A 23,651-nucleotide genomic window follows, 5' to 3' on the forward strand; every position below is an offset into this window, starting at 1 on the left:
CCGGGCCCTCGCCGCCGACCCCTGTACGGCGGCGAAGGCCCGGGTGCCGGGGGTGGGGCTACGGGATGGGCTTGTCGTAGTACTTGTCCTGGTCGGAGTCGTAGATCTCCTTGCCCTGGGCGTCGTAGCCCTTGATCCGCGGGGCCTGCGTGACCCGCTTCTCCAGGATTCCGGTCGCGGCGAACCAGCCGTGGTCGAGGGCGGCTTCGACGGTGGCGCCGCCGTAGGTCACGGTGACCCGGGCCACGCGGGAGTCGACGGTGCCGATGCTGCCCCAGCGGTAGGGCAGCTTCCACGGGCCTTCCGAGGACAGGCGCTGGAGGTAGAGCTTGCCGCCGTTGATGTCCGGCTGGACGGCCCGGTCCCCGGGGGGCCCGTCGCCGCCGCCGGACGTGTTCAGGCCGCTCGCCTGGCCGCCCTTGATGTTGCAGATGAGCCGGATCGATGGGGACGAGTCCTTGACGGCGACGACGTACTGCCCGTCGCCCGGGCTGTTGTCGTTGCCCGTGCTGCGCTGCGCGAGCAGGATCCGGTAGTCGGAGGCCTTGCCCAACTCCTGCCGCGGTGCCGAACCCGCCGACGTGTTGAGGTGCTTCGCGTTGAACGCAAGGCACTTCTCCAGGCCGGCGGCCGCATCCCCGAGCGTGATCCCGTCGGCGAGCTGCCCGGGAGTCGCGGGGCCGGCCGGCCCGGTGGGCGGCGGCGGGGACTGCGGGGACTGCGGGGTCGAGCTCGATGCGCTCGGGTCGGGGCCGCCGCCCGCCACGGACACCCGGTCGGCGGGCCCGTTGCCGAGGGTGAGGGCGATGGCCGTGGCCGGTACGAGGGCCAGCACGACCAGCGCCGCCCCGGCGACCGCCAGCCTGCGCCGGCGCTGCTCCACGCGGCCCTGCCGGACGATCTCCGGGTACGGGGCGGTCGCGGGCCGCATGGCCGCCGCGTCCCGGGCCATCCGCCCGCGCAGGTTCAGCTCGAAGTCATCCCGCCCGTTCACAGGACCGCCCTCTCGTTCGTCGTGCTCGTCGTGCTCGTCGTGCTCGTCGCGAACTGGTCCAGCCCGGGACAAGTGCGCAGTTTGGCCAGGGCCTTGGCGGCCTGGCTCTTGACCGTGCCGGGGGAGCACCCCAGTACGTCGGCGGTCTCGGCCTCGGAGAGGTCCTCCCAGTACCGCATGACCACGACCGCCCGCTGCCGGGGCGGCAGCCCCGCCAGTGCGTCCATCAGGACGCTGCGCTCGTCGGCCCACACCACGGCGTTGTCGCGCACCGACGTGTCCGGCACGGCGTCCGTCAGCCGCTCGGCGACCCGGCGCTTGCGGAACCGGTCGCTGTTGCAGCTGACCAGCATCCGGCGCACGTACGCCTCCGGGCTGTCCATGCGCGACACCCGCCGCCAGGACCGGTACGCCTTCGCCAGCGCGGTCTGGGTCACGTCCTCCGCGTCGTGCGGATCGCCGGTGAGCAGGTACGCGGTCCGCACCAGGTGACTCCAGCGTGCGGCCACGAACGACTGGAAATGAGCTTCTTGCTCGGCGTGCATCGCCACCCCCTTCGCCTTCTTGACCACCGTCCGTTCGGATTCGGTTGCCCGGTGGGGGAGACGTCTTGCGGAACCTCTGCGTCAGCCTGCGTGTAACGGGCACAATTCCTGCGGACCGTCAGACCGCCTCCGCACCACCCTCACCCCATGGAGCAGTTGGTGTCGTCGCAGGAGATCGAGATAACGCTCACCCCGCAACAGGCCGCCTTCGGGGTGATCCTCAAACACACCCTGCCGACCGGCCCGGCGCGCCTGCGCATCCCGCCCTGCCGGGACGGCGAGCTCGTCCGGACCCGGGTCGGGGCCGAGGAGGTGTCGCTCCGGATCCGGGTGGCCGGGGCGGCGGCCCAGGCCCCGCCGACGATGCCCACGCCCACGCCCACGCCCACGGCGTTCGGCCCGGCGGTGCCCGGACCGGCCCGGCCGCCCGGCCAGGCGCCCGCGTCGGGTGCCCGCGGCTGTCTGGTGGCGGTCGGAGTCGCCGCGGCCCTGATCCTCGGCTTCGTCGTACTGAGCAACGGTGACGACGGGGGCGGGGGCGACAACAAGGCCGCTGAACCCACTGCGACTTCCTCGTACTCGGCCGACCCCTACCCCACCTACGCCGCCACCCCCACGTACGCCGCCACCCCGACCTATTCGGCGTCCACCGAGCCCGCGGCCCCCTCCTACTCCTCCACTCCCGAGGCGGCCCCCAGCCCCTTCGACAAGGGCACCTGCCTCAACGGGGACCTCCCGGACTCGACGACGGCCCAGCGCGTCAGCGGCGTGGAGGAGGTCCCCTGCTCGGCGTCCGACGCGCACTACCGGGTGATCGAGAGCATTCCCATGACCTCGGACCTCGACCAGTGCAACGACAACCCCAAGACGGAGTACGCGTTCTCCTACCGCTACACGCTGAACGGCAGCGTGATCAACCAGTACGTCTACTGCCTGGTCGGCATCGGCTCGTACGCCCGCTGACCAGGCCGGTACCCTGCTCTGAAATCGGCATCGGTAGCAGGGGGTTCACCATGGCGTTCCGCAAGTTCCTCAGTGCACTCGGGGTGGGGGCGCCGGAGGTCGAGACGGTACTCGACCAGGACCGGGTCAGCCCGGGAGGCCGGGTGACGGCGACGGTCACCGTCCGGGGCGGGGACGTCGACGTGGAGGTGGACCGGCTCGCCGTGACGCTGGCGGTGCGGTTCGAGACGCAGGGCGAGGCCGAGGTCCGGTACATGCATTCCGTGGCCCGGCAGGTCCCGGTGGGGTTCTTCATCTTGCGTGCCGGTGAGGTCCGCACGGAACAGGCCGTGTTCGACATCCCGCTGGGCATGCCCCTCACCCACATCGGCGGACGCGGCCTCAAGGGTGCACACTGCGCTGTGGTCACCGAACTCGCCATCGAGCGTGCGGTGGACCGGAGCGACGAGGACCTGCTCGAAGTCCATGCCCTGCCCGCGCAGGCCGCCGTCTTCCAGGCCTTCGAGGACCTCGGTTTCCGGCACCGTCAGGCGGAGGTGAAGGCCGGTCGCGCCAGCGCGCGCCAGGAAGTGGGCTGGTGGCAGGAGATCGAGATGCAGGCCCCCGCCGACTACCGGCTGGGCACGGTCGAGCTGATGCTGGTCGCCCTGGAGTCCGAACTCGACGTCTGCCCGGGCAGCCAGGTGGCCCCGCTCGCCCTCAAGTACGAGGAGACCGAGGACCAGGCGGCGCTCACCGCCCGCATCGACGCCTACCTCCGGGAGTCCTTCCCCCGTCGCTGAGCGGACTCGCCGGATCTCCTGGGCCTCCGCCTCCGCCTTCGGCCGGTAGGTGCACAGCTGCGGACCGCCCCGCGGTGGTGGCCGGTGCGGCCTGCTTCGCCTTGTCCTCGGCCAGGGAGTGGGCGACGAGGGCGTTGGCGCTCGGCTACCGGCGCGCCAGGCGCAGGGCCACGGCGCTGAGCCCCGCGAGGCCGAGGGCCGCTCCGGCCGTGAAGGCCAGTACGGAGGCCGCGGATCCGGCGAATCCGGCGAGGACGCCCACCGGGAGCAGGCGGCAGGCGATCGCCCAGCCCCGCTGCCGCCGCGCGGCGAAGTGGCGGGCCAGGAAGAGGAACGCGGCGCACAGCGCGAGGTAGCCGACCATGCCGGCGGCCATGTGGACCGCGCCGTGCGCGCTCAGCGCGGGGGTCGAGGATTCGGGGGTGCCGACGGGGAACCCGGCACCTGGATCGGCGGCGAACACCCCGCTGACCAGGAACGAGGCGCCGAACACCCCGACCAGCCACGGCGCCGCGCGGCGGCCGGGCCCCTCGGTCATCGCCCGCCGCAACCCGACCGCGCCCGCGATCATCAGTGCGCCCGCGACGAAGAAGCCGGTCACCTGGATCCAGCCCAGGCCGCCGAGGCTCAGCTGGCTGATGGCGTTGCGGGTGAAGTCGAACCCCTCGCGCGTGAGGCCCTGGGTGATCCCCACGCCCAGGAACACCGGGCCCGCCGCGGCGGCGCAGTTCAGCAGCGTCCGCGCCGCCGGCCGGGTCGCGGCCGCGGCGGGGAGGCCGGAGGTGGTGGCGGGGGCGGTGGAGGCGCTGATCGCGTGGCTCATGGCATGCCTTCCTCGTTCGCCGCATCGCCCGGGGGCCGGGTCACGGCGCTGGAATCTCGTTTGCCTGTATGACCGAGGGGGCCGGGCGAACTCATCGGCTCGGTGAATGTGACCTGGGGCACATCGCGAGGAGAGGGGTGCTCCGGCCTTGCGGCAAGATCCACTTCGCACGGCACAATCGCTGCTCCAGGCCAGTCAGAGCCTGTGAACGAACGGGGAGTTGCGCAATGCGTGTGGTGTTGTCGACGTACGGGTCGCGGGGAAGCGTCGAGCCGATGGTCGGGCTCGCGGTGCGGTTGCGGGAGCTCGGCGCGGAGGTGCGGGTGTGCGCGCCGCCGGACGAGGAGTTCGTGGAGCGGTTCGCCGGGGTGGGCGTGGAGACGGTGCCGGCCGGTGCTCCGGTCCGCCCGCTCGTGACCACCGTGACGCCGGGGTCCGCGGCCGGACTGGCCGAGCGGGCCGCCGCGTTGATGGACGTACAGTTCGGCACGGTCGCCGAGGCCGCCGAGGGGTGTGACGCGCTGGTGGCGACCGGCCCGCTGCCGGTCACGGCCTGCGCGCGTTCGGTGGCCGATCAGTTGGGCATCCGCTACGTGCACGCGAGCCACCAGCCCGTCGCCCTCCCGTCGCCGCACCGCAGGCCGCCCGGGCGGCGGGGCCGGCCGCTGCCGGAGGGCGTGGCCGACAACCGGGCGCTGTGGGACCTGGACGCGCAGCTCGCGAACACGATGTTCGGCGAGGCGGTCAACACCCGCCGGGCGGCGGTCGGCCTGCCGCCGCTGGACAACGTCCGCGACTACGCCTTCAGCGACCAGCCGTGGCTCGCCACGGACCCGGTGCTCTCCCCGTGGCAGCCGACGGGCCTCGACGTGGTGCAGACCGGCGCGTGGACCCTGCCCGACGAACGCCCCCTCCCGGCTGGCCTGTCGGCCTTCCTGGACGCCGGCCCGGCACCGGTCTACGTGGGCTTCGGCAGCCAGCCCCTCGGCGCACCGCAGGAGTTCGCCAAGGCGGCGATCGAGGCGGTCCGCGCGCAGGGCCGCCGCGCCGTCATCGCCCGAGGCTGGGCCGAACTGGCCCCGGTCGACGACCAGGACGACTGCTTCGCCGTCGGCGAGGTCAACCAGCAGGCGCTCTTCCGCCGGGCGGCCGCCGTCGTGCACCACGGCAGCGCGGGCACGACGACCACGGCCGCGCAGGCCGGAGCGCCCCAGGTGGTCGTCCCCCAGGGCGCGGACCAGCCCTACTGGGCCGATCGCGTCGCCGGCCTGGGCGTCGGCGCGGCGCACGACGGCCCGACCCCGACGGTGGAGTCCCTGTCGGCCGCGCTCAGGACCGCTTTGACCCCCGGGACCCGCGCGCGGGCGACCGCCGTGGCCGGCACGGTCCGCACCGACGGGGCGACGGTGGCCGCGAAGCTGCTGCTCGACGCCCTCGGCTGAGAAAGGGCCGGCCCACCCGACGGTGGCTAGCGCCCGGCCCCCGTCACTGCCCCACCCGTCCGTCGACGCACTCGCGCAGCAGGTCGGCGTGCCCGCAGTGGCGGGCGTACTCCTCGATGCCGTGGACCATCAGCTCGCGTATGGAGGTTCCGTCCTTCCCCACGCGCACGCCCAGATCCGGGTACTGGGCGAGCAGGGCGTCGGTCTCGGCCTGCTCGCGCGCCAGGTCCGCGTACGCGGCGTCGACCACGGCCTGGTCGGCGACGGCGCCGTTGAAGTCCCCGTCGGGATGGCCGTAGAGGCTCGGCAGCGGCACCTCGGTGATCCACGTGCGCCAGTCCCGTTCCACCTCGGCGAGGTGGCGGAGGAGCCCGAGCAGCGACATCGTCGACGGCGGGACCGAACGGAGGGCCAGTTGCTCCGGGTCCAGGCCCTCGCACTTCATCAGCAGGGTCCGGCGGTAGTTCACCAGGAAGTCCTGGAGCGTTGCCAGTTCGCCCTCCGGACTCGCCTCGTTGTTACGGGGGTCGTCGTCCGGGTCGGCCCACATGTCGGGGTAGACGGTGGCCTGGGTCCAGCGTGCGGGTTGGTCGCTCATGCGTCGCATGATCGTCCGTGGGGGAGCGGGCCGCCAGTCGATTTCACGTACGCAGGGCCGCGAACACCGCCCGGGCCGGCTTGCCGTCCGCGTCCTGCCAGGTCGCCGTGACATGGGTGCCCGGGCCCGCCGGGGCGTCCGCCGGGGCGTCCGCCGGGGCGTCCGCCGGGGCGTCCGCGCGCAGGACGCGGGCGACCGTCAGCTCCGGGCCCTCCTCGCCCGCGACCACCACGACCGTCGGGTCCGGGGTGTCGCTCGCGCTCTGGTCCTGCGGGACCGCCTCGCCCCGCAGCAGCGCGCGGAGTTGGGCCAGCGCGACCGGGTCCTGGGCCGCGTCGTAGACCCAGCGGGTGCCCAGGATGCCGTGCTCCGACGTGCCGACGAGGGCCGCGTCTCCGCCGGGCAGCGGGGCGCCCCGGTAGGTCAGGGGGACGTGGTACGTGACCGGGGCCGCCGCGTCCGCCGTGTCGGTGACCACCATGAACTCGATGCCGACCTCGCCCTCGGGGTCGTCCAGCCGGAAGCCGCCCGCCTTCATCAGCTCAGGGGCCCGGCCGGGCCGCCCCTCGTACCAGGCCTGCGACGGCAGCCACGACGCCACGAGTTCCAGCTTGCCGGGGGTCATGGTGGTGCGGTGGACGACAGCCATGCGGACGAACCTCCAGAAAGATCGTTTCCACGCAGCCTACGACTCCGCGACCCGCAGCGTGCGGGCATACGCGAGGAACGCCGCCAGGGCCAGGTCGAAGGCCGCGTCCGCGCGGCGCCCCGGCCCCACCGCCGCCAGGGCGCCGGCCAGCAGCGGGGTCTGCGCCGTCGGCTCCCACATGGCCTCGGGGGCCGCCAGGTCCAGGGCCGAGCCCAGGATCAGGTTCTCCAGGGCGGTCAGCAGCGGCATCACGTCCGGCTCGGCGAACCCGGCCTCCCGCAGCAGCGCCACCGCGTGCTCGTACTGGGCGAGGACCTTCGGGGCCCGCACCGGGTTGGTCATCAGCAGCGGGATGGCCCGGGGGTAGGCGGCGAAGGCGGCCCGGTAGGAGCGCGCCCACGCCTCCAGGGCGCGGTCCCAGGGGGTCCCCTCGGTCGGGGTCAGGGCGTCGCCGGCGATCAGGTCGCACACCAGCTCCCGTATCAGCTCGATCACCCCCGCCCGGCCGTCCACGTGGTGGTACACCGACCCGGTCTGCACCCCGAGCGCCCGGGCGATCTGCGGAACGCTGAACTCGCCCTGCTCCGCGACCAGTTGCAGGGCGGTCGCGGCGATCCGCTGCCGGTCGAGCAGGGGGGTGCGCGGCCGTGCCATCGGTGTTCTCCCGCCGTGAGGTCGTCGTCAGGTCTTCCCGTACTCCGAAACCGGAGGCTACATTGCCGCAAACCGAAAGCCTTTAGGTTTCCGATTCTGCCTCCCCCAGCAGAAGGGCCCCGCCTTGCCCGAACCCGAGAACACCCGCCCGGCCACCCCACCCGACCTGCGCCGCGCAGCGCTCGGCACGGCCGACATCTCCTTCTTCGTCGTCTCCGCCGCCGCCCCCCTCACCGTGATGGCGGGCGTGGCCCCCGTCGCGATCCTCCTCGGCGGCATCGGCGCGCCCGCCGGGTACCTCCTCGCCGGCATCACCCTCGCCGTCTTCGCCGTCGGCTTCACCACCATGAGCCGCCACGTCCGCAGCGGCGGCGCCTTCTACGCCTACATCACCCGCGGCCTCGGAAAGCGCGTCGGCATCGGCGCCGCCCTGCTCGCGCTCGTGGGCTACAACGGCATGGAGATCGGCGTCTACGGCCTCCTCGGCACCACCACCGCCGACACCAGCCGGGCCCTGTTCGGCCTCGACATCCCCTGGCTCCCCGTCTCCCTCGCCGGCCTCGCACTCATCTGGTACGGCGGCTTCCGCTCCATCGACTTCGGCGCCAAGCTGCTCGGCGTCCTGCTCGTCGCCGAGACCGGAATACTCGTCCTGCTCGCCGCCGGAGTGCTCCTCGAGGGCGGCGCCCACGGGCTGTCCCTCGGCTCCTTCGCCCCCGGCGCCGTCCTCGTGCCCGGTACCGCCGCCGTCCTGGCCTTCGCGTTCGCCGCCTTCACCGGCTTCGAGTCCACCGTCATTTACCGGCGTGAGGCCCGCGACCCCGACCGGACCATCCCGCGCGCCACCTACATCGCCGTCGCCTTCCTCGGCCTCTTTTACGCCTTCATCGTCTGGACCGTCATCCAGGCCTTCGGCGCCGAAGAAGTGATCGCCGCCGCCACCGCCGACCCCGGCGGGCTCTTCTTCGCCGCGATCACCACCTACGTCGGCCCCTGGGCGGCGGACCTGATGCACGTCTTCATCGTCACCAGCGTCATCGCCTCCCTCCTCGCCTTCCACAACGCCATCAACCGCTACGCCCTCGCGCTCGCCGAAGAGGGCGTCCTGCCCGCCGCCCTCGGCCGCGTCCACCCCCGCCACCGCTCCCCGTACCTGGCGGGCGTCGCGCAGACCGTCCTCGGAGCCGTGATCGTCCTCGGCTTCGCGCTCGCCGGCGCCGACCCGTACCAGCAGCTCCTGCTCTGGGTGAACACCCCGGGCATGATCGCCCTCATGGTGCTGATGCTGCTCGCGGCGATCGCCGTACCCGTCTACTTCCGGCGCACCGCGCACACCGAAGGCCCCTGGCGTACGGCGATCGCGCCCGTCACCGCCGCCGTCCTCCTCGCCGTGGCGATCTTCCTGGTCGCCTCCAAGGTCGAGCTGTTCACCATGGCCTCGACCACCGTCAACACCGTCCTCGTCGCCCTCGTCCCCGCCGTCTTCCTCGCCGGCCTGGCCCTCGCCCAGCGGCTGAAGACCCGCCGCCCCGAGGTCTACGCCCGCTTCGCCGAAGAGCCCGCCCTCCCCGAAGGAGAAGAAGTACCGTGCCCGCTGCCGACACCGTCCTCACCGCAGCCCGCGTCCGCACCCTCGACCCCGGCCGTCCCGAAGCCCGCGCGGTAGCCGTCCTCGGCGGCGACATCGTGGCCGTCGGCGACGAGTCCGACGTACGGGACTGGCGAGGCCCCGGCACCGAGCTCATCGACCTCGGCGGCGCCACCCTCACCCCCGGCCTCACCGACGCCCACAGCCACCCCGTCTGGGGCATCGAGATGGCCACCGGCACCGACCTCTCCGCCGTACGGGACCTCGACCAGCTCCGCGCCGCCCTGCGCACCGCGCAGCGCGTCAAGGGCTGGGTCGTCGGCCACGGCCTCGACCACAACGCCTTCGGCGGGCGTCCCATCGACCGGGCCCTCGTCGAGGACGCCCTGGACGGCGCCCCCGCCTTCCTGCGCCTCTACGACGGCCACTCGGCCCTCGTCTCCGGCGCGGCCCTCGCCGCCGCCGGCATCACCGGGCCCCGCACCTTCGCCCAGCGCTCCGAGATCGTCTGCGACGGCGAGGGCCGGCCCACCGGCCACCTGATCGAGCACGCCGCGATGGACCTGGTCGGCGCCCTGGTGCCCAAGCCCTCCACCGCCCAGCGCCGCGCGGGCCTGGTCGGACTGCTGAACGACATGGCCGCCACCGGCCTCACCGGCGCCCACGTCATGGACCTCGGCGACGGAGACGTACCGGCGCTCCTGTCGGCCGTCGAGTACGAGGGCCACCTGCCGCTGCGCCTGAACCTCGCCCCCTGGTGCATGCCGGGCGCCGACGACGACGCGCTCGACGAGCTGATCGGGCTCCAGCGCCTCATGGGCCGCAACTGGCAGGTCGGCGGGGTGAAGTTCTTCATGGACGGCACCGTCGAAGGAGGCACCGCCTGGCTGGAGCACGCCGACTGCCACGGCCAGGGCACCGAGGCCTTCTGGCCCGACCCCGAGGCCTACGCGCAGGCGGTACGGGTCCTGGACGCGGCCGGGGTCCGTACGGCCACCCACGCCATCGGCGACGCCGCCGTCCGCCACGTCCTCGACACGGTGGAGGGGATCGGCGCCCGGGCCCGGATGCGGCACCGCATCGAGCACATCGAGACCGTCCCCGACGACCAGCTGAAGCGGTTCGCGGAGCTCGGGGTGATCGCCTCGATGCAGCCGCCCCACACCGCGTACACCCGCGCCGACCACACCGACGAGTGGTCGAAGCGGCTGGGGGAGGACCGCTCCGCACGGGCCTGGCGCTGCCGGGACCTGCGCGACGCGGGAGCCGTCCTCGCACTGGGCTCCGACTGGCCGATCGCCGACTTCGACGCCCGCCAGGTGCTGGTCACCGCCCGCAGCCCGCTCGGGGCGGCCTCGGCCGGCCGGGCCCTGACCGGGCTGATGGCCCTGGAGGGCATGACCTCGCACGCGGCGCTCGCGGCGGGGGAGGAGGAGGTGGCGGGCCGGATCGCGCCGGGCTTCCGGGCGGACCTGACAGCCTTCTGGCTGGACCCGGTCACGGCGGGGGTGGACGAGCTGGCCGAGGCCCCGGTCCAACTCACCATGTCCGGAGGGCGCATCACCCACCGCTGAGCGTCAGCCGGCCGTCCCGAAGTCCTGCGTCCAGTAATAGCCCGGCTGCGCCAGGCCGATGCCGATCTCCTTGAAGGAGCAGTTCAGGATGTTCTGCCGGTGGCCGGGGCTGTTCATCCAGCCCTCCATCACCTTCTCGGCAGTGCTGTAGCCGTAGGCGACGTTCTCGCCGTACGAGCTCCACGCGTATCCGGCGCGGGTGATGCGCTGGCCCGCGTCGGATCCGTCGGAGCCGGTGTGGGACATGTTGCTGTGAGCGGCCATGTCCGCGCTGTGGTCCTGCGCGGCCTTCGTCAGCTTCGCGTTGAGGGAGAGGGCCGGGCATCCGGCGGCCGCGCGCTCCTGGTTGACGAGCGCGAGCACCTGGGCGGCGGAGCCGGAAGGAGCCGGGGCGGAGGGCTTCGGCGGCGCGGGCGCCGGCTGCCGGGTCACGGTCGGCGGCTTCGTCGGCTGCGGCTTCGGGGGCGCGGGCGGGGTCGTCTGTACGACGGGCTGCGCGGACGCCGTGGGGCTGGGGGAGGCGGAGGCGGTCGGCGAGCTGCTCGGGGTCGGAAGGTCCACAGGGGCCGGGGAGCTGGGGGTGTACGAGGGGGTCGCGTACTGCCACGGGCGCTCGTCGGCCGAGCTCGCGGCCCGCGTCCGACCGGAGTCCTGCGTGTCCCAGCAGGCGAAGGCCACCGTGGGAACAGCGACGATTCCCAGAACACCGACGCCGATGACTATTTTCCTGTAGGGCTTCTTCTTCCGATGCTTCTGCATGCCGTGACCTCACTCGGTGATCGCGAAGCTTCCGGCGCCGGAACTGCGGGTCGCCGGAGGAGCCGCCATTCTTAAAAGGCCGCCGAGGGCCTCGCAAGTTTCCGTTTCCGCATCACACGGGGCATGCGAATCCCGGCTTGAAACGGACCGGTGATCGTGCATGGTCACGATCTGATCACTGCCGCAACCGCCTGATGGATTCTCAGAAATAGCCGTGACCAGGCAGGTCGGGGGCGAGTCCACCGGTATCGCAGATTCCGTTCCCGCAGGAGAGGGGAATGTCGATTCCAAACGGGACAAACGACGAAATGTCGACGACGTGAAATCCCCTGCGGGTGCGCCGCGTCGACGCGTCCACTGTGGCGCATGTCACGCGCAGGGCCGGGAACCGCCCGGCGGTTCTCGCCGGACGGGCCCCGGTCCCCAGGAGGGCTCAGCGCTTGAGCGTGAAGGTGAAGTCGCCGGAGAGCTTGCCGCCCAGCCGGACCGCCGACACGAGCTTCCCCTCCGTGATCAGCCTCTCGACCTCGGCCCGGGGAAGACCGCAGCCTTCGGCGATCAGCCGCACCGGCCGGAGGGGAATCCGCGCCGTGAAGCGGACCGAGACGTCGAGGACCTCGCGGTCCAGGTGATCAGATCCACCGGTGTCGAGGCGCCAGGCGTCCCGCCAGTCGAGGGCGACGCGGTTGCGACGCTGCACGACCGGATCCTGGAGCAGCTCGGCCGCCAGGCCGAGGTCGTTGGCGTGCAGCCGGTCCAGCAGCTCGGGTCGTACGGAGCGCACGTTCGTCCGCTCGAAGACCGTGAGCTTCGCCGTGTCCCCGCACCCGGTACAGAGCACGAGGAGCCAGGCATCGAGGAGCTTGTGGTTCGCATTGACGCGGAATTTGCCGTTCGCCCGAAAGTGCTCGGACGTGCACGCGTGGCAGCGGCGGCGGACGAGCGGCAGGCAGGTGGGTATGACAACCCAGTTGTTGAGCACAGGAGTACACCGGTTCCAGTGAGAAATCCGCAGCAAAAAGCAGCGCGGCGCACAGGTGCGACGCGCGACCGATCAGCGCTCGGGGGGTCTCACACGGTGTACAACGGAACGTCCTTGCCTAGACGACTCGGTCCGGCAGCACGTTAGGGCGCAAAGCGGCGCCGTTCCACTGGTTTTCGACCCGGCCTCGTCGCAAATAGACTGCCGACATGTCGAGCACGGGCCCGATCGCTGGTTCGCTGGAGCGCCGATGGCCGTCCACGTCGGCAGATGACGAACTGCGCCTGCAGTGGGAGTTCCTCTCTTTCCTGCGCACCACCGTCGTCAACAAGATCGCCGGCCTGGACACCGGCCGGGCGGCCGCCACCCCGCTTCCGACATCGCCGTTCATGAGCCTGGCCGGCGTGGTCAAACACCTCACGGCGGTGGAGCGGTTCTGGCTGTCGATCGTCGGCGGCGGATCCGACCTGCCGCCGCTGTGGGACGCACAGGACGCCAACGCGGAGTGGCAGGTGCACGAGAGCGACACCCCGTCCGGCATCGTCGCCGCCTACACGGCAGAGTGGTCCCGCTCGGAGCGGGCACTCGCGCACAAGACCGCCGACGATCGCGCGACGCGGAGCGTCGACGGTGATGAGTACACCGTGCGGTGGCTGCTCAGCCACGTCATCCAGGAGACGGCCCGGCACGTCGGCCACATGGACCTGCTCCGCGAGATGGCCGACGGCACGCGCGGCGAATGAGCGGCGGACACCCCCGCACGCCACCTGTCTGCGCGGCCTCTGAGTGGTCGGCTCCGGAGGGTCAGTGGTGCGGTGTCCGACGTGAGCCGACCGGTGCACTGATGTCCGGGCGGGGACTCATGGGACATGGCCCGGCACCCGGCTCAGGTTCCGGGGAGGATGCGGCGCGTTTCGTAGGCCCACATCGCGATCTCGACCCGGTTGCGGGCGCCGAGTTTGGCCATCAGGCTGGCCAGATGCGTCTTCACCGTGCTGAGGCTGATGTGCAGTGCATCGGCGATCTCGGTGTTGGTCAGCCCGCGAGCGACGGCGACGAGCACCTGCTCCTCGCGGGCGGTGACGGGGGAGACCGGCTGGGCCACGGGCCGGCCGGCGGGCAGGTCCGCGAATGCCTGGAGCAGACGGACGGTGACGCTGGGCGCGATGAGCGCCTCACCGTCGGACGCCGACCGTACGGCCTGCGCCAGAAGGTCCGGTCCCGTGTCCTTGAGGAGGAATCCGCGGGCGCCCGCACGCAGTGAGCCGTAGACGTACTCGTCGAGGTCGAACGTGGTGATGACGACCACGGCCAGCGGGTCGGCGACGCCCGGGCCGGCGACCAGCCGGGTGGCCTCGAGCCCGTCGAGTACGGGCATGCGGATGTCGAACAGGCAGACGTCGGGGCGTAGTTCGCGGGCCAGGCGTACCGCTTCCCGCCCGTCGGCGGCCTCGCCGACCACCTCGATGCCGGGCTGGGCGTTCAGCATGATCCGCAACCCGGTGCGGATGATCGTCTGGTCGTCAGCGACGAGGACGCGAATGGACACCGCTCTCGCTCCTCGCTCTCGGCAGTTCGGCTTCGACATGCCAGCCCCGGTCAGTACCCGGGCCGGCTCGTAGTCTGCCGCCGAGCAGGGTCGCGCGCTCGCGCAGTCCGGTAAGTCCGTATCCGTCGCGACCCCGGCCGGTGCGCCGGCCGTTGTCGCGCACGCTCACCCGTACCGTGTGCCGTTCCGCGGCGACCCGGACGACGAGCTCGGTCGCGTCGACCGCATGGCGCAGCGCATTGGTCACCGACTCCTGCACGATCCGGTAGACGGCCGCGTCCACGGCCGGGGGCAGCGCGTCCAGTTCGCCGTCGAGCCCCAGGTCGACCCTGAGGCGACCACCCGGGGTGCGCACCAGGCGCTCCAGATCCGCGACTCCGGCAGGGGGCGCCAGCTCGGCGCCGACCCCGCGGTCGCGCAGCGCGGCGACCATGGCGCGCATTTCCTCCAGCGTGCGCGCCCCTTCCTCCTCGACCCCCTCCAGCGCCTCGACGGCGGCGGACGGGTCGGTGCCCGCGAGCACCCGGCCCGCCTGGGCGATGATCACCATGGCCGACACGTGGTGGGCCACCGTGTCGTGCAGTTCCCGGGCGAGCTGCTCGCGCTCGCGGGAGCGCACCTGGTCCAACTGCCGCTCGCGAGCGGTCACCCGGAACCGCACGGCAGCCCCGACCACGCCGGGCAGCAGCAGGAAGACGAAGCCCCCGACCTTTTCGACGACCGGGGTCTCGTACGTGACGACACACAGCGCGCCGGCCGCGAGGATCACCGCGCCGCCCAGCACGATCTCGCGTCCCGATCCCCACCGGGGCAGCGCGTACACCAGCACGAGCACGACCGCGCCGGTGTCCAGGCCGACGGGCTCGCGCCCTGCGGCGACGAGCGAGGCCACCGGAAGCAGGATCACCGAGCCGAACGCCAGCGTCACCATCGCCAGCGGGCGGGTCCGGCGCCACAGGAGCAGCAGGCACAGCCATACGGCGAACACCACCGCCACCGGCCGCCACACGACGTTCTCGCGCAGGGTGGCCTCCAGCGCCACACCGGCAAGGCCCGCGGCGAGCAGCGTCCAGTCCCGCCACACGCGGGCGGGCGCGTCGGGCGGCCGGGGTTCGGTCCACAGGGTTCGCAGGTCGTCTCGGAGCACGGTTCTCAGCCTAGGGACCGCGGCGTGCCGCGCATCGGCCGAAAGGACGGGTCGTCACTCCGCCCCGGGGCCGACGGATCCGCGGCCCGCGGGCCGATGCCCCGGAGCACCGTGGCGACGATCCTCGGCATCGTCGGCCGTACAAGGACGGCCGACGAGGTGGTTGGAGGACCCGATGCTCTCGAAAGCCCTGTTGCGCCTGGGCGCAAGCGCCGCCCGCCATCCCTGGCGGGTGATCGCGGCATGGCTGATTGCCGCCACGCTCGCCGTCCTCGCCGCCGTCGCCTTCGGCGGGCGGACCGCGGACTCGATGACCGCTCCGGGACTGGACTCCCAGCGGGCCGCGGAACTGATCGAGCGGGCCGGCACCGGCCAGGAGGGGATGACCGCCCAAGTGGTCGTCACCCCCCTCGACGACGGTGCCACGTTCTTCGACGACGACGGCGCGCGCACCGCTCTCACGCGGCTGCGGGCCGAGGTGCAGCGGCTGCCGCACGTGCTCGGCACGAGCGACCCGGCGGCGGCGCTCGACGCGGGCGGGGACACCGCCGTGCGCGGCGGCCTCGTTTCGGCCGACGGGCGGATCGCGGTCGTCCGGGTGCAGTACCCCGACCAGAGCCGGCTGTCGGCCGAAGACCTCGACGCCCTCGTTGATCTCGGCGACCGGCTGCGCGCCGAACTGCCGCTGCGCATCGAGATGGGCGGGAGCCTCTTCTACGCCTTCTCCGACCCCGACGGCGGCGCGAGCGAGTTGATCGGCCTCCTCGCCGCGGCCGCGATCCTGTTCCTGGCGTTCGGTTCGCTGGTCGCCGCCGCGCTGCCGATCGGCATGGCGGTCTTCGGGCTGACCATCGGAGTCGCCACGATGACGGTACTGGCGGGGGTGACAGACGTCCCCACCTTCGTACCGGTCCTGGGCAGCATGGTCGGGCTCGGAGTGGGCATCGACTACGCGCTGTTCGTGCTCGCCAGGCACCGGGAGTACCTCGCGCGCGGGCTCGATCCGCAGGCGGCGGCCGGACGGGCGGTGGCAACGGCGGGGCGGCCGGTGGTCTTCGCCGGCGGCACCGTCGTCGTGTCGATCCTCGGCCTGGCGGTCGCGAACGTGCCGTTCATGACGGTGGGCGGGGTTGCCGTCTCGATCGTCGTCCTGACGATGGTGCTCGCGTCGGTGACGCTTCTGCCGGCCTTCCTCGGCGCCGCCGGCCCACGCCTGGCCCGGGCCGGCCGGATCGGCCGGGCTCTGCAGACCAGGAAGCCGGGCCGACTCGCACGGCGGCAGGACCCGGAGGCAGGCGCCGCCCACGCCGCCGGGTGGCGTCGCTGGATCGGGCACGTCAGCCGGCACCCGGTGCCGTACGCGATCGGCGCGGCGGGGCTGCTGCTGACCGCGACGCTGCCCGTGCTCGGCCTGCGCGTCGGCCTGCCCGACGACGGCTCACTGCCCCACAGCCGTACCGAGCGCCGCGCCTACGACCTCGTCGCCGAGGGGTTCGGCCCGGGCACCAACGGTCCCGTCGTCATCGCCGCGGACCCCACCGGTGATCCGGGAGTGCTGGACCGACTCGTCGGGGCGGTCGCGGCGGATCCGGGCATCGCATCCGTCGCGCCGACGCACATCGATGGGGCCACCGGCATCGCGACCCTCGTGGTGTTCCCGACCACCAGCCCTCAGGACAAGGCCACGGCCGACACCATCGCCCGGCTGCGCACCGACGTGCTGCCCACGGCGATCGGGCACGGCCCGGCCAGGGCCCACGTCGGCGGCGCCGCCGCGAGCCTGTCCGATGTGGGCCAACGCACCAGCCAACGCCTGCCGGTGTTCGTCGCCGCCGTGCTGGCGATGTCGTTCCTGCTGCTGGTGCTGGTCTTCCGCTCGGTACTCGTACCGCTCAAGGCGGTACTGCTGAACCTGCTGAGCATCGGCGCGGCCTACGGCATCATGGTCGCGGTCTTCCAGTGGGGCTGGGGAGGCGCACTCATCGGGCTGGAAGCGACGGTTCCGATCGTGTCGTTCATCCCGATGTTCCTCTTCGCCATCCTGTTCGGCCTGTCGATGGACTACGAGGTGTTCCTCCTCTCCCGCGTGCGCGAGGAGTACCTGCGCACCGGCGACAACGGCACGGCGATCGTTGAGGGCATCTCGCGCACCGCCCGGATCATCACCTCGGCCGCCCTCATCATGGTGGCGGTCTTCCTGTCCTTCGCCGTCGCCGACGACCCCTCCGCCAAGATGTTCGGGCTCGGCCTGGCCACCGCGATCTTCATCGACGCCACGGTCGTACGCATGGTGCTGGTACCGGCGACCATGACACTCCTCGGCCGGACCAACTGGTGGCTGCCGAAGTGGCTGGACCGGATGCTTCCCCGCGGCCCGGTCGGCACCGACGACACCGACGCGGAATCCACGGGTGAAGCCCCGCGTCCACGGCTGGTTGACCGCTGACTCAACTCGATGACCGCCTTGATACGGCGTTTGCGCAGGTGGGCGCGGTTTCCGCGGGACGAGTACGCCTTGTCCCCGGCGACCGCGTCCGGCCGGATGCGGGGTCGGCCGATGGGCCCGCGTACCCGTACCTTCTTCAGGACGGGGATGAACTGCGGGCTGTCCGCTGCCTGGCCTGTGGTCAGGATGAATGCCTGGTGGGCTCGGGCGGTGGATCGGACCGGACCGTGCCACGAAGGCACATCCCGCAAATTGATCACGACTCGATACGCGCCCTAAGCGACGGCGGCCCCGGAGGCGCAGTCGGCGCAGTGGGCCGGGGTGGCGGAGCGGATGCCGCGGCCGCAGCCCTCGCACGCGCGGAGCGGGAGGATCGTGCGGTCCGGGGGCGCGGCGGCCCCAGCCCGGGAGTCCGGCAGGCGGGGCGGTACGAGTTCCCGTAGGCGGTGGGCGAGCAGCGCCGCCGGGGAGTGGATCGGCGTCAGCGGCAGCCGGTTCGTGAGCGCGGCGGCGACGGCGCTCGGGACGAGCCCGCGCTCCAGCCAGACGGCCGCGGCGGGCGCCAGCCGCACCGTGTCGCGCTCGGACAGCACCAGCCGGGGATCGCGCAACCGCAGCCGGGCCAGCAACTCCCGTGCCTGTAGCTCGACTTCCGGTACGACGTCCCGCTCCGCGTCCGGCTCCTGCGCCTGCTCCTGCTCCAGTACGGGGACGGGTGCGGGCTCCGGGTCGGGGTCCGCCTCGGGGTCCGCTTCCGGGGTCGGCGCCGACGGCGCAGACGCCGTGTGCCGGCCGCGCTGCTCGCGGCCCGCCTCCGCGAACCTCGCGGGCGGGTTGTTGTACGAGACCGTGCAGGTCACGACACGCCCGGACGGGAGCCGCTCCTGGAAGCGGGCCAGGTAGCCGTGTGCCTCCAGCTCGCGCAGGGCGGCGGCGATACGGACCTCGCCCTCCGGGAAGCGGGCGGCGAGGGCCTTGATGGTCACCTTGGCGCCCGGCGGGAGGGACTGGATGTGCGTGGCCAGCCCGATCGCCGTCATGCTCAGCGCACGGTGCTGGGCGAGATGGTTGCCGATCTTGACGTAGCCGCGACGGTGGTCGTGGTTGATGTGCCGGATGCCCGACGAGGCGCGCGGGGGCGCGCTAAGCTGCTGGTCAGCCATGGAAGGACTCTGTGTTTCCTTCTCGATGGTCAGGCCCTCGGCGGGATGGCAGTCCCGTGCGGGGGCCGAACGCGTTTTATGGGTTTGTCGGGAGTCAGAGTGCCCGGCGAATTGGCATATGCGCCAGCCCGGTTGGGGTGATTCACCCGACCGAGTGAGAGGGGAGGGGGAGGTTTGGTAAGGCCGTTTCCCCCGGTTATCTAGTCCTTAGGCGTCGAGTGTGACCGGGTGGTGGCCGACCGGGTCGTGAAAACCTCGATCCGGTGAAATCGGACCTCCGAAATCCATTTCCGCCCATACGGTTTTCAGCGGCGCCGGCCCGTGGTCTGTTCCCCAGCGCGTCGCCAACGCGGACACCAGGGCGAGCCCCCGTCCCGACTCCGCCCCGGGCTGCGGAACTTCGGCCACTGCGGGTGGGCCGGCCTCCCGCCGGGTGTCCGACACCTCGATACGGAGCGTAGGCCCGGGCGTGAGGAGCAACGCCAGCCGGAAGTCGCGCCCGCGCACCCTCCCGTGGGTTACGGCGTTCGCGGCCAGTTCGGCGACAACCTGTGCGGCGTCTTCGAACGGAAGCGACTGTTCCGCGAGTTGGGCCACCGTGAGCGCGCGAGCGGCACGCGCTCCGCGCGGGGTGGAGGGGAGCGTGGCGACGAGACTGATTTCCTGATTCACGTGACTCAGCGTGGCTATCCGTGCGTAACCTGAACAGGGTTGAGGGCGCTGTGTACGACGGTTGTCCAAGCGGGTCCCGTGGTGTCCTCCCGGTCAATGGAGGTGGCATGAGCACAGACGGCGCCGACGAGTCGAGCTGGGAACTCGACCCGGACGACGAATCGGGGGCGGTCATCGCCACGGTGGGACGCCAGTTGAAAATGTGGCGGGAGGCGGCTGGACTCGACCGTGCCAAGTTCGGTGAGCGGATGGGTTACGGTCAGAACCTGATCTACAAGATCGAGCGCGGCGCCCGTATTCCGCGCCCGGAGTTCCTGGACAAGGCGGACGAGATCCTGGGGGCGGGTGGGAAAATCGCCGCGATGAAGGCGGATATCCAGCGGGCGCGGTATCCGAAGAAGGTTCGTGATCTGGCCAAGTTGGAATCCGAGGCCGTGGAGATCGGGTCGTACGACAACGTCGTGGTGACCGGTTTGCTCCAGACAGAGGAGTACGCACGTGCCCTCTTCGGGCTCAGGCGCCCCGCGTTCTCGGAGGAAGAGGTCGAGCGCCTGGTGGCCGCAAGGCTGGCACGCCAGGAGATCCTCCGGCAGCATCCGGCCCCGTTGCTGACCGTCGTACAAGAGGAGTCTGTCCTCCGGCGGCCCATCGGGGGCAGGATGGTGCTGCGCCGCCAACTGGAACACCTGCTGGAGGTGGGCGGGCTGCGCAACGTGGAGCTCCAAGTGATGCCCACTGCGGTCGAAGAGCACTCTGGTCTCGCCGCATCGTTCAAGGTCATGCGTCTCAGCGACGGAACGACGGTCGGGCACAACGAAGCTCAGCTCGCTCACCGCTTGATCATCGAGCCCAAAGAGGTCCAGATCCTGGACATGCGCTATGGCATGATCCGGGCACAGGCTCTGACGCCTCGTGAATCGCTGAAGGTCATCGAGAAGGTACTGGGGGAGACATGAGCATCAAGCCGTCGGCCGAGGGCCTCTCCGAACTGACGTGGGTCAAGAGCAGTTACAGCACCGCCGACGGGCCCGACTGCATCGAAGTCGCCTGGACCAAGAGCAGCTACAGCACCAACGACGGACCCAACTGCGTCGAGGTCGCCCACACCCCCGGCACCGTCCTCGTCCGGGACTCCAAGCGCCCCGAACACGCCCGCCTCGCCCTCACCCCGGCCGCCTGGACCGGCTTCGTCGCCCACGCCTCGGCTTCGTAGTGAGACGACTGGGTCCCGCCGTCGAGGCCGTGTTCCGGTATCGGCGGCCGGACCCGGAGTGCTGGGACACCGTGATCAAGGCGGTCATCGCCGGACGCGGGAGCTGGGACGCCGACCACGCGCTGGTCCAGGCCGGCCGGGTCGTCTCCGGGCAGGCCGACCGGCTCGCCCGGGCCCTCACGGCCTTCGCCTCCTCCAGCGGCACCGTCACCGCGTGCGCGTTCGCCCTCGCGGGGATGGGCGACAGCCGTGCGGTGTCCGCCCTGGAGCGGTCCCATTTCCCCTTCGGGCGCCTGCACGCGCACACCCTGGCCCAGCTGCCCGCAGCCGAGCTGCTGCCGATGGTGCGGGGCGTTCTGCGGGACCCGGAGCGGCATGGCCTGGCCCTCGTGCTCGACGTCCTGGCCGCGTGGGGCCCCGACGCCGGGCCCGCGGTGCCGGAGGTGGTCCCGTGCCTGGACCTCGACAGGGACTACGCCTACCAGGCCCTGCGCGTCCTCGGCCGGATCGGCCCCCCTGCGGAGGCCGCCGCGGACCGGCTGGCCGACTTCGCCACCGGCCGGGACCCCCGCGCCCGCCGTCACCACCTGCGGCCGGCCGCGTGGGCGCACTGGCGGGTGACCGGGGACGACACCCTCGCCCTGGCCGTGTGCGGGGCGGCGGTCGGCTCGGGGAGCGCCGGCAACGGGCTGCCCTTCCTGGCGGACCTGGGCCCGGCGGCGTCCCGGTACGCGGGGACGGTGCGCGGCCTGATGGAATCGCCCGGCGCGTGGATCCGTACCTCGGCGGCGCACGCCTACTGGCGGATCACCGGGGACCCGGAGCCCGCCGTGCCGGTGCTGCTGGCGGCCGTGGACCCGGGATGGACGGGGAACCCGGCCCAGCCCGTACGGCAGGCCGTCCGCCACCTCGGAGAGATCGGCCCCGCGGCCGCCGTGGCCGCGCCCCGGTTGCGGGGGATCCTGGATTCGGAGCGCCGCCTGGCGTACGGGTTCCGGGGCCTGTCCATCCTGGTGGACGAGATGTACACCCGCACCCTCGGGGAAGCCCTGGCCCGCATCGAGCGGTGACCGGCCGGGGTGGGGTCAGGCGCGGCGGAAGGCGTTGGCCAGGGCCTCGGAGAAGGGGTGGGCGCCCGCGTGCTCGGGGTGGCGCGGGAGCCGGTGCGGGAGCGAGCCGTACCAGGCCCGCGAGACGAGGTAGCCGAAGGCCAGGCAGAGCAGGCCGCCCACCGCGTCGAGCCAGAAGTGGTTCGCGGTGGCCACGATGACGACCAGCGTCGCCGTCGGGTAGAGCAGGCCCAGGATCCGGGCCCAGGGGGCGGAGGCGACCGCGAAGATCGTCAGCCCGCACCAGAGCGACCACCCTATGTGCATCGACGGCATCGCGGCGTACTGGTTCGACATGTGCTTGAGGTTGCCGGAGGCCATGGAGCCCCACGTGTGGTGCACGAGCACGGTGTCGATGAAGTCCTGCCCGTTCATCAGCCGGGGCGGCGCGAGCGGGTAGAAGTAGTAGCCGACGAGGGCAACGCCCGTGGTGGCGAAGAGGACCAGGCGCGTGGCCGCGTAACGCCCGGGATGGAAGCGGTAGATCCACACGAGCACGCCGATGGTCACGATGAAGTGGAGCGTGGCGTAGTAGTAGTTCATGCCCACGACCAGCCACGTCACCGAATCGACGGCGTGGTTGACGGACTTCTCCACGGCGATGCCGAGATCGTGCTCGACGCGCCAGATCCAGTCGGCGTTCGCGAGGGCGGCCGCCTTCTGCTCGGGCACGGCGTTGCGGATCAGCGAGTACGTCCAGTAGCTGACCGCGATGAGGAGGACCTCGAACCAGATCCGCGGCCGGCGGGGCGAGCGCAGCCGGGAGACCAGGGTGCGATCGGACGCCGGGCGGGTGTCTGTCTCCGTCACGGGGTGTGACGAGACATCCGTCCCGGTTTCCAGTGTCTTCACGCTCGCTTCACCCATGGGATAGGAGTCTGCCAGATGGCTTACCGCCTCCGATCATCCCTCGGGACGGTCTTGGGCGCAGCCTCTCCGCCCTACGGACGACCCCGCCCCCGAGCCTGCCCCGGGCCGGAGGCCGTGGAGCCGCGCACCACCAGCTCCGGCAGGAAGACGAATTCGCTGTGCGGGGCCGGCGTACCGCCGATCTCCTCCAGCAGCGTCCGGACCGCGGCCTGCCCCATGGCCTGCACGGGCTGCCGGATGGTGGTCAGCGGCGGATCGGTGAACGCTATGAGCGGGGAGTCGTCGAAGCCGACCACCGACACGTCCTGGGGGACCCTGAGGCCCTGCTGCCGGGCGGCCCGGATCGCGCCGAGCGCCATCATGTCGCTCGCGCACACCACGGCCGTGCAGCCCCGGGAGATCAGCGCGGACGCGGCGGCCTGGCCGCCCTCCAGGGTGTACAGGGAGTGCTGGATGAGCTCCTCGACCTCGGCCTCGCCGAGCCCGAGCCGCTCCTTCATCCCGAGCCGGAAGCCCTCGATCTTGCGGAGCACCGGCACGAACCGCTTCGGCCCGACCGCCAGCCCGATCCGGGTGTGGCCGAGCGCGGTGAGGTGGGTGACGGCGAGCTGCATCGCGGCCCGGTCGTCGGGGGAGACGAAGGGGGCCTGCACCTTGTCGGAGAAGCCGTTGATGAGGACGTACGGGACGCCCTGGCCGCGGAGCTGGTCGTAGCGGCCCATGTCGGCGGTGGTGTCGGCGTGCAGGCCGGAGACGAAGATGATCCCGGAGACCCCGCGGTCGACCAGCATCTCGGTCAGCTCGTCCTCGGTGGACCCGCCGGGCGTCTGCGTGGCCAGCACGGGGGTGTACCCCTGCCGGGTCAGGGCCTGGCCGATGACCTGGGCGAGCGCCGGGAAGATGGGGTTGTCCAGCTCGGGGGTTATCAGCCCGACGAGCCCCGCGCTGCGCTGGCGCAGCTTCACGGGCCGCTCGTAGCCGAGCACGTCGAGCGCGGCCAGCACGGACTCACGGGTGCCGGCGGCCACACCGGGCTTGCCGTTGAGCACGCGGCTGACTGTGGCTTCGCTGACCCCCGCCTGGGCTGCGATGTCGGCTAGCCGTGCGGTCACGGGGTTGGACTGTACCG

At 72.2% G+C, this 23,651-nt stretch carries 24 protein-coding genes and 1 pseudogene; 10 read left to right on the forward strand and 15 right to left on the reverse strand.

Going from position 1 to position 23,651, the window contains the following annotated elements:
• Nucleotides 1–58: 58 nt before the first annotated feature.
• The gene (locus tag AB0O21_RS08715) at nucleotides 59–994 is read right to left on the reverse strand and encodes a hypothetical protein (protein ID WP_365167969.1); all 936 of its coding nucleotides are present in this window, start codon (nucleotides 992–994) and stop codon (nucleotides 59–61) included.
• Complete coding sequence (locus AB0O21_RS08720) at nucleotides 991–1,539, reverse strand: SigE family RNA polymerase sigma factor (RefSeq protein WP_365167972.1); 549 nt, start codon at nucleotides 1,537–1,539, stop codon at nucleotides 991–993. Before AB0O21_RS08720 ends, AB0O21_RS08715 begins: the two co-directional genes overlap by 4 nt.
• Nucleotides 1,540–1,686: 147 nt before the next feature.
• On the opposite strand from AB0O21_RS08720, the gene AB0O21_RS08725 reads away from it, so the two are divergent.
• Both AB0O21_RS08725 and AB0O21_RS08730 read left to right on the forward strand, forming a co-directional pair.
• Entirely contained in the window at nucleotides 1,687–2,502 is an 816-nt protein-coding gene (locus AB0O21_RS08725) for a hypothetical protein (RefSeq protein ID WP_365167975.1), read from the forward strand.
• A gap of 50 nt (nucleotides 2,503–2,552) precedes the next feature.
• Nucleotides 2,553–3,284 carry a sporulation protein gene (locus tag AB0O21_RS08730; protein ID WP_365167977.1) on the forward strand — a complete coding sequence of 244 codons (732 nt, stop codon included), beginning with the start codon at nucleotides 2,553–2,555 and terminating at the stop codon, nucleotides 3,282–3,284.
• 145 nt (nucleotides 3,285–3,429) lie between these two features.
• On the opposite strand, the gene AB0O21_RS08735 is transcribed toward AB0O21_RS08730, so the two are convergent.
• Complete coding sequence (locus tag AB0O21_RS08735) at nucleotides 3,430–4,107, reverse strand: DUF998 domain-containing protein (RefSeq protein ID WP_365167979.1); 678 nt, start codon at nucleotides 4,105–4,107, stop codon at nucleotides 3,430–3,432.
• 227 nt (nucleotides 4,108–4,334) lie between these two features.
• On the opposite strand from AB0O21_RS08735, the gene AB0O21_RS08740 reads away from it, so the two are divergent.
• Complete coding sequence (locus tag AB0O21_RS08740) at nucleotides 4,335–5,549, forward strand: glycosyltransferase (protein WP_365167981.1); 1,215 nt, start codon at nucleotides 4,335–4,337, stop codon at nucleotides 5,547–5,549.
• Between the two features lie 43 nt (nucleotides 5,550–5,592).
• On the opposite strand, the gene AB0O21_RS08745 is transcribed toward AB0O21_RS08740, so the two are convergent.
• Genes AB0O21_RS08745 through AB0O21_RS08755 form a run of 3 tightly spaced genes read right to left on the reverse strand, consistent with a single transcriptional unit; the run spans nucleotide 5,593 to nucleotide 7,450 of the window.
• The gene (locus AB0O21_RS08745; protein WP_365167984.1) at nucleotides 5,593–6,147 is read right to left on the reverse strand and encodes a DinB family protein; all 555 of its coding nucleotides are present in this window, start codon (nucleotides 6,145–6,147) and stop codon (nucleotides 5,593–5,595) included.
• Nucleotides 6,148–6,190: 43 nt separating this feature from the next.
• Nucleotides 6,191–6,796, reverse strand: a complete 606-nt coding sequence (locus tag AB0O21_RS08750) for a 1,4-alpha-glucan branching protein (protein ID WP_365167986.1) — start codon at nucleotides 6,794–6,796, stop codon at nucleotides 6,191–6,193.
• A gap of 36 nt (nucleotides 6,797–6,832) precedes the next feature.
• Nucleotides 6,833–7,450: a TetR/AcrR family transcriptional regulator C-terminal domain-containing protein gene (locus AB0O21_RS08755; RefSeq protein WP_365167989.1), complete on the reverse strand. Its 618-nt coding sequence runs from the start codon at nucleotides 7,448–7,450 to the stop codon at nucleotides 6,833–6,835.
• Between the two features lie 166 nt (nucleotides 7,451–7,616).
• Here AB0O21_RS08755 and AB0O21_RS08760 point away from each other — a divergent pair, with 166 nt between their 5' ends.
• Nucleotides 7,617–9,116 carry an APC family permease gene (locus tag AB0O21_RS08760; RefSeq protein ID WP_365168307.1) on the forward strand — a complete coding sequence of 500 codons (1,500 nt, stop codon included), beginning with the start codon at nucleotides 7,617–7,619 and terminating at the stop codon, nucleotides 9,114–9,116.
• Nucleotides 9,038–10,612, forward strand: a complete 1,575-nt coding sequence (locus AB0O21_RS08765; RefSeq protein ID WP_365167991.1) for an amidohydrolase — start codon at nucleotides 9,038–9,040, stop codon at nucleotides 10,610–10,612. Before AB0O21_RS08760 ends, AB0O21_RS08765 begins: the two co-directional genes overlap by 79 nt.
• Nucleotides 10,613–10,615: 3 nt before the next feature.
• Here AB0O21_RS08765 and AB0O21_RS08770 read toward each other — a convergent pair whose 3' ends face one another.
• Both AB0O21_RS08770 and AB0O21_RS08775 read right to left on the reverse strand, forming a co-directional pair.
• Nucleotides 10,616–11,371 (reverse strand): CAP domain-containing protein, encoded by a 756-nt coding sequence (locus tag AB0O21_RS08770; RefSeq protein WP_365167993.1) that lies wholly within the window; start codon nucleotides 11,369–11,371, stop codon nucleotides 10,616–10,618.
• Between the two features lie 433 nt (nucleotides 11,372–11,804).
• On the reverse strand, nucleotides 11,805–12,353 hold the full coding sequence (locus AB0O21_RS08775; RefSeq protein ID WP_365167995.1) for a DUF1062 domain-containing protein: 549 nt from the start codon (nucleotides 12,351–12,353) through the stop codon (nucleotides 11,805–11,807).
• A 209-nt stretch (nucleotides 12,354–12,562) separates the two neighbouring features.
• Here AB0O21_RS08775 and AB0O21_RS08780 point away from each other — a divergent pair, with 209 nt between their 5' ends.
• Nucleotides 12,563–13,096, forward strand: coding sequence for a DinB family protein (locus AB0O21_RS08780; protein WP_365167997.1), 534 nt, complete (start codon nucleotides 12,563–12,565; stop codon nucleotides 13,094–13,096).
• A gap of 143 nt (nucleotides 13,097–13,239) precedes the next feature.
• Here AB0O21_RS08780 and AB0O21_RS08785 read toward each other — a convergent pair whose 3' ends face one another.
• On the reverse strand, nucleotides 13,240–13,902 hold the full coding sequence (locus AB0O21_RS08785; RefSeq protein ID WP_189935713.1) for a response regulator transcription factor: 663 nt from the start codon (nucleotides 13,900–13,902) through the stop codon (nucleotides 13,240–13,242).
• Entirely contained in the window at nucleotides 13,877–15,049 is a 1,173-nt protein-coding gene (locus tag AB0O21_RS08790; RefSeq protein ID WP_365168000.1) for a histidine kinase, read from the reverse strand. The genes AB0O21_RS08785 and AB0O21_RS08790 overlap by 26 nt, the downstream gene beginning before the upstream one ends.
• A 175-nt stretch (nucleotides 15,050–15,224) precedes the next feature.
• On the opposite strand from AB0O21_RS08790, the gene AB0O21_RS08795 reads away from it, so the two are divergent.
• Nucleotides 15,225–17,495, forward strand: coding sequence for an MMPL family transporter (locus AB0O21_RS08795; protein ID WP_365168003.1), 2,271 nt, complete (start codon nucleotides 15,225–15,227; stop codon nucleotides 17,493–17,495).
• A gap of 8 nt (nucleotides 17,496–17,503) precedes the next feature.
• On the opposite strand, the pseudogene AB0O21_RS08800 reads toward AB0O21_RS08795, so the two are convergent.
• From AB0O21_RS08800 to AB0O21_RS08810, 3 genes and pseudogenes are all read right to left on the reverse strand, one after another.
• Nucleotides 17,504–17,693 (reverse strand): annotated as a pseudogene (locus AB0O21_RS08800) (transposase); the annotation flags it as partial.
• Between the two features lie 77 nt (nucleotides 17,694–17,770).
• Nucleotides 17,771–18,658: a helix-turn-helix domain-containing protein gene (locus tag AB0O21_RS08805; protein ID WP_365168006.1), complete on the reverse strand. Its 888-nt coding sequence runs from the start codon at nucleotides 18,656–18,658 to the stop codon at nucleotides 17,771–17,773.
• Between the two features lie 207 nt (nucleotides 18,659–18,865).
• Nucleotides 18,866–19,330, reverse strand: a complete 465-nt coding sequence (locus AB0O21_RS08810; protein ID WP_365168008.1) for an ATP-binding protein — start codon at nucleotides 19,328–19,330, stop codon at nucleotides 18,866–18,868.
• 107 nt (nucleotides 19,331–19,437) lie between these two features.
• Here AB0O21_RS08810 and AB0O21_RS08815 point away from each other — a divergent pair, with 107 nt between their 5' ends.
• Genes AB0O21_RS08815 through AB0O21_RS08825 form a run of 3 tightly spaced genes read left to right on the forward strand, consistent with a single transcriptional unit; the run spans nucleotide 19,438 to nucleotide 21,613 of the window.
• Nucleotides 19,438–20,286: a helix-turn-helix transcriptional regulator gene (locus AB0O21_RS08815; RefSeq protein WP_365168010.1), complete on the forward strand. Its 849-nt coding sequence runs from the start codon at nucleotides 19,438–19,440 to the stop codon at nucleotides 20,284–20,286.
• Nucleotides 20,283–20,543 carry a DUF397 domain-containing protein gene (locus AB0O21_RS08820; protein ID WP_365168013.1) on the forward strand — a complete coding sequence of 87 codons (261 nt, stop codon included), beginning with the start codon at nucleotides 20,283–20,285 and terminating at the stop codon, nucleotides 20,541–20,543. The genes AB0O21_RS08815 and AB0O21_RS08820 overlap by 4 nt, the downstream gene beginning before the upstream one ends.
• The gene (locus AB0O21_RS08825; protein WP_365168016.1) at nucleotides 20,543–21,613 is read left to right on the forward strand and encodes a hypothetical protein; all 1,071 of its coding nucleotides are present in this window, start codon (nucleotides 20,543–20,545) and stop codon (nucleotides 21,611–21,613) included. The genes AB0O21_RS08820 and AB0O21_RS08825 overlap by 1 nt, the downstream gene beginning before the upstream one ends.
• Nucleotides 21,614–21,628: 15 nt before the next feature.
• Here the strand turns inward: AB0O21_RS08825 and AB0O21_RS08830 are convergent, their stop codons facing one another.
• Entirely contained in the window at nucleotides 21,629–22,519 is an 891-nt protein-coding gene (locus AB0O21_RS08830; RefSeq protein WP_365168018.1) for a phosphatase PAP2 family protein, read from the reverse strand.
• Nucleotides 22,520–22,593: 74 nt separating this feature from the next.
• Nucleotides 22,594–23,634 (reverse strand): LacI family DNA-binding transcriptional regulator, encoded by a 1,041-nt coding sequence (locus AB0O21_RS08835; protein ID WP_365168020.1) that lies wholly within the window; start codon nucleotides 23,632–23,634, stop codon nucleotides 22,594–22,596.
• Nucleotides 23,635–23,651 lie beyond the last annotated feature (17 nt).

The sequence above is a fragment of the Streptomyces sp. NPDC091371 genome (assembly GCF_040684275.1).
Classification (GTDB): Bacteria; Actinomycetota; Actinomycetes; order Streptomycetales; family Streptomycetaceae; genus Streptomyces.

Bases quoted from the DNA above. Each gene is read 5' to 3' on its own strand.
- AB0O21_RS08720 (WP_365167972.1), bottom strand. From the start codon at position 1,539: ATGCACGCCGAGCAAGAAGCTCATTTCCAGTCGTTCGTGGCCGCACGC.
- AB0O21_RS08725 (WP_365167975.1), top strand. From the start codon at position 1,687: ATGGAGCAGTTGGTGTCGTCGCAGGAGATCGAGATAACGCTCACCCCG.
- AB0O21_RS08730 (WP_365167977.1), top strand. From the start codon at position 2,553: ATGGCGTTCCGCAAGTTCCTCAGTGCACTCGGGGTGGGGGCGCCGGAG.
- AB0O21_RS08735 (WP_365167979.1), bottom strand. From the start codon at position 4,107: ATGAGCCACGCGATCAGCGCCTCCACCGCCCCCGCCACCACCTCCGGC.
- AB0O21_RS08740 (WP_365167981.1), top strand. From the start codon at position 4,335: ATGCGTGTGGTGTTGTCGACGTACGGGTCGCGGGGAAGCGTCGAGCCG.
- AB0O21_RS08745 (WP_365167984.1), bottom strand. From the start codon at position 6,147: ATGAGCGACCAACCCGCACGCTGGACCCAGGCCACCGTCTACCCCGAC.
- AB0O21_RS08750 (WP_365167986.1), bottom strand. From the start codon at position 6,796: ATGGCTGTCGTCCACCGCACCACCATGACCCCCGGCAAGCTGGAACTC.
- AB0O21_RS08755 (WP_365167989.1), bottom strand. From the start codon at position 7,450: ATGGCACGGCCGCGCACCCCCCTGCTCGACCGGCAGCGGATCGCCGCG.
- AB0O21_RS08770 (WP_365167993.1), bottom strand. From the start codon at position 11,371: ATGCAGAAGCATCGGAAGAAGAAGCCCTACAGGAAAATAGTCATCGGC.
- AB0O21_RS08780 (WP_365167997.1), top strand. From the start codon at position 12,563: ATGTCGAGCACGGGCCCGATCGCTGGTTCGCTGGAGCGCCGATGGCCG.
- AB0O21_RS08795 (WP_365168003.1), top strand. From the start codon at position 15,225: ATGCTCTCGAAAGCCCTGTTGCGCCTGGGCGCAAGCGCCGCCCGCCAT.
- AB0O21_RS08805 (WP_365168006.1), bottom strand. From the start codon at position 18,658: ATGGCTGACCAGCAGCTTAGCGCGCCCCCGCGCGCCTCGTCGGGCATC.
- AB0O21_RS08815 (WP_365168010.1), top strand. From the start codon at position 19,438: ATGAGCACAGACGGCGCCGACGAGTCGAGCTGGGAACTCGACCCGGAC.
- AB0O21_RS08820 (WP_365168013.1), top strand. From the start codon at position 20,283: ATGAGCATCAAGCCGTCGGCCGAGGGCCTCTCCGAACTGACGTGGGTC.
- AB0O21_RS08830 (WP_365168018.1), bottom strand. From the start codon at position 22,519: ATGGGTGAAGCGAGCGTGAAGACACTGGAAACCGGGACGGATGTCTCG.